This is a genomic window from Exiguobacterium sp. s78 (assembly GCF_018618985.1).
GTDB lineage: Bacteria > Bacillota > Bacilli > Exiguobacteriales > Exiguobacteriaceae > Exiguobacterium_A > Exiguobacterium_A abrahamii.
Genome location: NZ_JACSNB010000009.1, coordinates 8,033 through 14,215, shown reverse-complemented (window position 1 = coordinate 14,215; position 6,183 = coordinate 8,033). Strand labels below are relative to the sequence as shown.

Genomic DNA, 6,183 nt, shown 5'->3' with positions numbered 1-6,183 from the left:
TTTCAAAGTTCGTCCGCGCCTGTTTTGGCGACTCAATTAGAATACCAAGTCTGAAACAAGAAGTCAACAACTTTTTTGAAATTGTTTTTTACTTGTTTGCCGTAAGCGCTCGTCCTCTTAAGGACATGAATTAATATATCACGATAATTAGACATACGCAACTACTTTATTAAAATAACTTATAGTTTTTTTAGAGCATGTAAAAACCGCAGACAAGAATGGCTGCGGTTTACTTCATCATCAATGAGACGCGTCTTCTTTTTGCTTCGCTTATATAGAAGAAATACAGTGATTCCGCTAACTTCATTTGTGCTTCTAAATCACCGTAGTCATCATAGCTGATTTCTAAGAGATGACGCTTCATCAAATAATCTTCTTTTGCTTTTGCTAATTCTTCTAACAAACGCTGGTCGTACTCACTGCGAATCTTCTTTCGAAACCAACTCATAGTTCGCGACGTCCCTCCATTGCACGAGATAACGTCACTTCATCTGCGTATTCAAGATCTCCACCAACCGGAAGACCATGGGCAATTCGAGTGATCCGAATACCCGTCGGTTTTAAGAGACGCGATAGATACATCGCTGTCGCTTCTCCTTCGATATTCGGATTGGTTGCTAAGATGACTTCCGTAATCGCTTCGTCCGCTTGAAGACGTGTCAGTAGGCTAGATACATTGATATCCTCTGGACCGATTCCTTCCATTGGACTGATCGCTCCATGCAAGACATGATACAACCCTTGGTAATCTCGCATCTTTTCCATTGCAATGACATCCCTTGAATCTTGGACGACACAGACAATCGTACGGTTTCGGTGTTTATCTGTACATACATAACAAGGATCTTGATCCGTGATATTCCCGCAGACACTACAGTAGGCAATGTCGCGCTTCGCACTGACCAATGCTTTTCCGAACATCAAGACATCGTCCTCTTCCATATCAAGGACATGAAACGCTAGACGAACTGCTGTCTTCGGACCAATCCCCGGCAGTTTCGTAAAACTTTCGATCAAACGACTAATCGCTTCAGGATATTGCAAGTGGTTTCCTCCTACGAATTAAAACATTCCCGGCAGATTCATACCTTGTGTGAATTTCCCCATTTTACTTGCTACGAGTTCATCGACCTTCTTCAAAGCATCGTTTGTTGCAGCTAAGACGAGATCTTGAATCATTTCAACATCATCTGGATCAACGACTTCTTCTTTAATGATGACATCTACGATATTTTTATGACCATCAGCGACGACTGAGACCATTTCTCCGCCTGCTGTACCTGTCACTGTTAAGTCTTTTAGTTCTTCTTGTGCTTTCGCCATATCCTTTTGCATCTTCTGCATCTGTTTCATCATATTGTTCATGTTTCCCATTCCGCGCATCTGTATTCCTCCTCGAATTTAATCTTCGAACTCTACGATATCACCAAAACGACCAAGCGTCTCGGACAATAACTGATCGCTCTCCGATTCTTGTTTTGTTTCCTTCTCTTCTATACTACTACTATTTCGCTTAGCAACAAACTCTGCCTTCAGTTCATGCCAATCCTTTGAGAGAATCGCTAAAATTTCGCGTTTGACGCCGCATACTTCATACAGCGCTTCTTCAATCACGAAACGTGTTCGTTCATTCGTCATGACCTGCTCAAAGTGCCATCCTTTACCGTCATCGAATTCAATCAGCAACGTATCCGCTGAACAAAGAACCGGTTTACTCTCATGGAGTAACGAGTAGATGGGGCCATCTTCTTTTAAAATCCATTTTAAGATGTGATCCCAGCGTTCTTGAATCTCGCGCAACTGGGCTTTCTCTGCTCGTCCTAACATTTGACGAATCCGCTCTTTGGCGATTCGAACGGTTGGTCGTCCTTGTTTTCGCTTCGGCTGTGCTTGTGGTGCAGCCGCTTCTTGTGCTGGAACACCATTCGACTTCCATTGGTGCATCTGTTCTTTCATTTCGCGGACTTCCTGTTGCAACGATTGGACGATCTGTCCCGTTGTTCTCCCTTGTTCCGCAATTTGAATGAAGGCAATCTCAACGAGGACTCGCGGATGATTCGTCAACCGCATCTGTTGTTGGCAGTCATGTAACTGATCAATGATCGTAAAGCACGTCTCCGCTTCAATCGATTCAACGAATTGTTTGAACTCATCCGTCGGGCGCGCACGCTCTAGCAAATCGACAGCTGTAGGCGAGGCTTTCAACAACAACGTGTCTCGGTAAAAGAAGACGAGATCCTCCACGAAACGTTTTAGATCTTTCCCCGCTCGTTGCATCGTTTCAAGCGTCTGTAACAACTGATCGACTTGATGTTCATGTAAGGCACGGGCAATATTCAATAACGCTTCATCTTCTACTGCCCCTGTCACTTCAAGAACAGCTGCATCGTTTAGATCACCGTTCGAAAAAGCAACCGCTTGGTCGAGTAGACTCAGCGCATCACGCATACCACCATCTGCCGCTCGGGCGATCAATCGTAATGCTGTATCCGAATACTCGATCGATTGATCGTTTAAGATATATTGCATCCGCTCTACGAGTTGATCGACTTCATGCCGCTTCACATCGAAACGTTGGCAACGCGAGATGATCGTTGCCGGGATTTTATGTGGTTCAGTCGTTGCTAAGATGAAGATGGCGTGCGCCGGCGGTTCTTCTAGTGTTTTGAGCAAGGCATTAAAGGCACCTGTCGACAACATATGCACTTCATCAATGATATAGACTTTATAGGCTGCTTCTGAAGGGGGATATTTGACTTTATCCCGGATTTCCCGAATCTCATCTACGCCGTTATTGGAAGCCGCATCGATTTCGAAGACGTCTGGACTTGATCCTTCTGTAATCGCAAGACACGTCGGGCACGTATTACACGGTTCTTTGACCGGAGCATGCTCACAGTTGATCGCTTTAGCGATGATTTTGGCAAGACTCGTCTTTCCTGTTCCACGAGGACCCGAAAATAGATAGGCGTGGGACATCCGTCCCTCCATCAATGCATTTTGGATCGTACGGGTGATATGCGCTTGTCCAACGACTTCGTCGAATCGTTGCGGACGGTACACGCGGTATAGTGCTTGATAGGCCAAGTTTGCGCCTCCTCTTTTTAAGTTCCTCATTCTATTTTACCTAAAAAAGTCTACAACCGAAACCGGCTGTAGACTTGTCTTTAAAAATTAAACTGCCGCGCACCATATTCTGAAATATGTTCAACATGCGTTACTCACGCAGCCTGCTCAGTCCAAGCACCCCTACAACACACAGAGAGCACCACTTAAGGCTGCTTCCTTCCGGACCTGACCTGGTTCATGGGTATCTGTTGCGTAGGACTCAAACGTCAACGCTACTTACGTGAGGCAGACCACACCAATCATATCCCTCGACATGGAATTCAGTCTCGCTATAGCGGATTGCGAGTGACAGGGAACCGCTACATCCCCACCTAGCACGGCAAATGGTTTATCGATTTTTAGTGGCACCTTGTTTCAGTGCTTTTTCATTATACTGTTTCATCTGGTGTGATGCAACCCATTGCCCGCTTTCGTGCTTTCTTTTTCGCGCGCAGTTCCCGAAAGAACGTCGTTAGCATCTCCCCACACTCTTTTTCTAATATACCGCTCGTCAGCTCTGAGACATGATTGAACCGATCGTCTTGCACCAGGTTCATCAGTGTTCCACAACATCCACCTTTCGGATCAACAGCACCAAAGATGACATGTTCGATTCGTGACAGCATGATGGCCCCTGCACACATCGGACACGGTTCGAGTGTCACGTATAACTCGCATCCTTCCAGTCGCCAATTACCGAGCTTTCGGCACGCTTCCTCAATCGCGATCAACTCGGCATGTGCCGTCGCTTGTTGATCCGTTTCCCGGTGATTGTAACCTGTCGCGATGACTTCATCGTCTTTGACGATGACACATCCGATTGGAACTTCACCGATCGCTTCTGCCTTTTTCGCCTCTTCGATCGCAAGGCGCATATAGTGTTCCTGTCGTTCCATCGATGATACTCCTCACTCTAAAAAAATTCTCCTTTTGAAACTTCAGCAAGTCGTACTTCTTTGTGCTAAAATATAAATTGCACTTTGCTGAACGGAGGGTCATTGTATATGTTCATAACGGTTGAAGGACCGATTGGTGTAGGCAAAACATCACTTGCGAACGCCATCAGTCACCATTTCTCTTTTTCTATGTTACGCGAAATCGTCGAAGAAAATCCCTTTCTTGGAAAGTTCTATGAAGATATCGAAGAATGGAGCTTCCAGACGGAAATGTTCTTCTTGTGCAATCGCTTCAAACAACTCGATGATATCGAACGTCATTACCTCAGTAAACAACGCTCTGTCGTTGCTGATTACCATATCTTTAAGAACTTGATCTTTGCACACCGCTCTCTAAAGGTAGAGCATCTTGAGAAGTACGAACAAATCTACTCGATCCTGACGACAGATATGCCGAAACCGGATGCTGTCATCTACTTGAACGCAAGCATCGACACCTTGATGAAACGTGTTGCGCTGCGCGGACGAGAAATCGAAGAAAACATGTCACGTGCCTATCTCGAACAATTAGCCGAGGATTACGAGACATTCGTCACGGAATACCAAGCCAAACATCCGGAAGTCAAAATCATCCGTTTCGACGGGGATGCACTCGACTTCGTCAAGCGACCGGAAGATCTCGAGTACGTCTTGACGACGATCCGGAACGAATTATATGAAGGAGCGAACCACGCATGAACTTGAAGCTACGCGAACAATACAACATTCCGGCAGATGCCGTCATTACGATCGGCGGTATGGTCGGGATCGGTAAATCAACGATCACAAACGGATTAGCAGATGCCCTTGGTTTCCGGACGTCACTCGAAAAAGTCGATACAAACCCTTACTTGGATAAATTCTATCATGATTTCGAGCGTTGGAGCTTCCACCTCCAAATCTATTTCCTCGCTGAACGCTTCAAGGAGCAAAAGCGGATTTTCCAATACGGTGGTGGTTTCATCCAAGATCGTTCGATCTATGAAGACACAGGAATCTTTGCTAAGATGCATTTCGAAAAAGGAACGATGTCTCCAACAGATTACGAGACATATTCAAGTTTGTTTGACGCAATGGTCATGACACCATTCTTCCCGCATCCGGATCTTTTGATCTATCTTGAAGGTTCGTTCGAACAAGTACTAGAACGAATTCGTCTTCGCGGACGTGAGATGGAGCAACAGACACCAATCGAATATTGGGAAGAGATGTACGAGCGCTATACGAACTGGATCAATAACTTCACGATCTGCCCGGTACTTCGTTTGTCGATCGACGAATACGACTTACTGAACGAGCCAGAATCCATCGACCGGATTCTCGCGAAGATTGAAAAGCAGCTTGAAGTTGCTCGCATTGCCAATACACGCTAACTGATCAGATCTGCCTCTTAGGCGGATCTTTTTTTGCGCAAAAAAAGGAGACGCGTGTCGCATCTCCCTCGCATTAACCAATTACTTGATTGATTTGTTCCATATGGTGTAGATCATGTTGAGCCATTGCTCCGAGGAACTGACCGATCGTCAGTTCTTTGTCTTTAACGACGACCTTGTCCTGCAGGCGTTCTTCCGGAATCAATTCGACTGCACGGCGCAACAAGTCACGGCTGACTAAAAACTCATCAATCGTCAAGATCCGTTGCTGCTCACGGCTCATTTTCGCCGCTTCTTCATTGACGGCTTGGCTATCTGGTGCGACACGGAATGGTTCGCCCGCGAGCAAGTAAGGGATGCGTTCTGCGACCATGAAGCGATCCCATGGTGATAAGTGACCGATGATCTCAGCAATCGTCCATTTACCTTCTGCATACGATGTTCGCCACGCTTCTTCTGAAATCTGTTCTAAGTCTTTTACATATGTCATCGTCATCGCATAATGAGAAAGCAACGATTCTTTTGTTTGTTCGTTCATTTCGTCCACCTCTTCTTCGTTTTTCACGTAGGCAACCATAGCACGCACGAAGAAATCGATGCAACAAAAAAGCACCTCAGAATTGAGATGCTTCATAAAAAGCGGAGTCGGTGGGATTCGAACCCACGCGAGCCTTGCGACCCCTAACGGATTTCGAGTCCGTCCCCTTCAGCCGGACTTGGGTACGACTCCATGATTATATTTATTTTTGGGTAAAAAAAAAGAAGTG

At 45.7% G+C, this 6,183-nt stretch carries 8 protein-coding genes, 1 tRNA gene and 1 other RNA gene; 2 read left to right on the top strand and 8 right to left on the bottom strand.

The genetic code is table 11. The features are described 5' to 3' along the window. Positions 1-229 precede the first annotated feature (229 nt). The 6 genes from KNQ18_RS17085 to tadA all read right to left on the bottom strand — a co-directional run bounded on the left by KNQ18_RS17085 (position 230) and on the right by tadA (position 4,004). Positions 230-448: a YaaL family protein gene (locus KNQ18_RS17085; RefSeq protein ID WP_023469883.1), complete on the bottom strand. Its 219-nt coding sequence runs from the start codon at positions 446-448 to the stop codon at positions 230-232. After that, the gene (recR, locus tag KNQ18_RS17080) at positions 445-1,044 is read right to left on the bottom strand and encodes a recombination mediator RecR (RefSeq protein ID WP_023469882.1); all 600 of its coding nucleotides are present in this window, start codon (positions 1,042-1,044) and stop codon (positions 445-447) included. Before recR ends, KNQ18_RS17085 begins: the two co-directional genes overlap by 4 nt. A gap of 18 nt (positions 1,045-1,062) precedes the next feature. Next, positions 1,063-1,383: a YbaB/EbfC family nucleoid-associated protein gene (locus KNQ18_RS17075; protein ID WP_023469881.1), complete on the bottom strand. Its 321-nt coding sequence runs from the start codon at positions 1,381-1,383 to the stop codon at positions 1,063-1,065. An 18-nt stretch (positions 1,384-1,401) separates the two neighbouring features. Further along, entirely contained in the window at positions 1,402-3,087 is a 1,686-nt protein-coding gene (gene dnaX, locus KNQ18_RS17070; protein ID WP_069940135.1) for a DNA polymerase III subunit gamma/tau, read from the bottom strand. 95 nt (positions 3,088-3,182) lie between these two features. Next, positions 3,183-3,449, bottom strand: an RNA gene (gene ffs, locus KNQ18_RS17065) — signal recognition particle sRNA large type. A 48-nt stretch (positions 3,450-3,497) separates the two neighbouring features. Further along, on the bottom strand, positions 3,498-4,004 hold the full coding sequence (tadA, locus tag KNQ18_RS17060) for a tRNA adenosine(34) deaminase TadA (protein ID WP_149426588.1): 507 nt from the start codon (positions 4,002-4,004) through the stop codon (positions 3,498-3,500). A gap of 108 nt (positions 4,005-4,112) precedes the next feature. On the opposite strand from tadA, the gene KNQ18_RS17055 reads away from it, so the two are divergent. Both KNQ18_RS17055 and KNQ18_RS17050 read left to right on the top strand, forming a co-directional pair. Continuing rightward, positions 4,113-4,742: a deoxynucleoside kinase gene (locus tag KNQ18_RS17055; RefSeq protein ID WP_050679045.1), complete on the top strand. Its 630-nt coding sequence runs from the start codon at positions 4,113-4,115 to the stop codon at positions 4,740-4,742. Next, positions 4,739-5,416 carry a deoxynucleoside kinase gene (locus tag KNQ18_RS17050; RefSeq protein WP_029343036.1) on the top strand — a complete coding sequence of 226 codons (678 nt, stop codon included), beginning with the start codon at positions 4,739-4,741 and terminating at the stop codon, positions 5,414-5,416. Before KNQ18_RS17055 ends, KNQ18_RS17050 begins: the two co-directional genes overlap by 4 nt. Positions 5,417-5,489: 73 nt before the next feature. Here the strand turns inward: KNQ18_RS17050 and KNQ18_RS17045 are convergent, their stop codons facing one another. Then, complete coding sequence (locus KNQ18_RS17045; RefSeq protein WP_064299181.1) at positions 5,490-5,954, bottom strand: DinB family protein; 465 nt, start codon at positions 5,952-5,954, stop codon at positions 5,490-5,492. A 102-nt stretch (positions 5,955-6,056) separates the two neighbouring features. Continuing rightward, a tRNA-Ser gene (locus tag KNQ18_RS17040) sits at positions 6,057-6,146 on the bottom strand. Positions 6,147-6,183: the final 37 nt, after the last annotated feature.

Coding starts and splice junctions, on each gene's coding strand:
- KNQ18_RS17085 (WP_023469883.1), bottom strand. CDS start 448: ATGAGTTGGTTTCGAAAGAAGATTCGCAGTGAGTACGACCAGCGTTTG.
- KNQ18_RS17075 (WP_023469881.1), bottom strand. CDS start 1,383: ATGCGCGGAATGGGAAACATGAACAATATGATGAAACAGATGCAGAAG.
- tadA (WP_149426588.1), bottom strand. CDS start 4,004: ATGGAACGACAGGAACACTATATGCGCCTTGCGATCGAAGAGGCGAAA.
- KNQ18_RS17055 (WP_050679045.1), top strand. CDS start 4,113: ATGTTCATAACGGTTGAAGGACCGATTGGTGTAGGCAAAACATCACTT.
- KNQ18_RS17050 (WP_029343036.1), top strand. CDS start 4,739: ATGAACTTGAAGCTACGCGAACAATACAACATTCCGGCAGATGCCGTC.
- KNQ18_RS17045 (WP_064299181.1), bottom strand. CDS start 5,954: ATGAACGAACAAACAAAAGAATCGTTGCTTTCTCATTATGCGATGACG.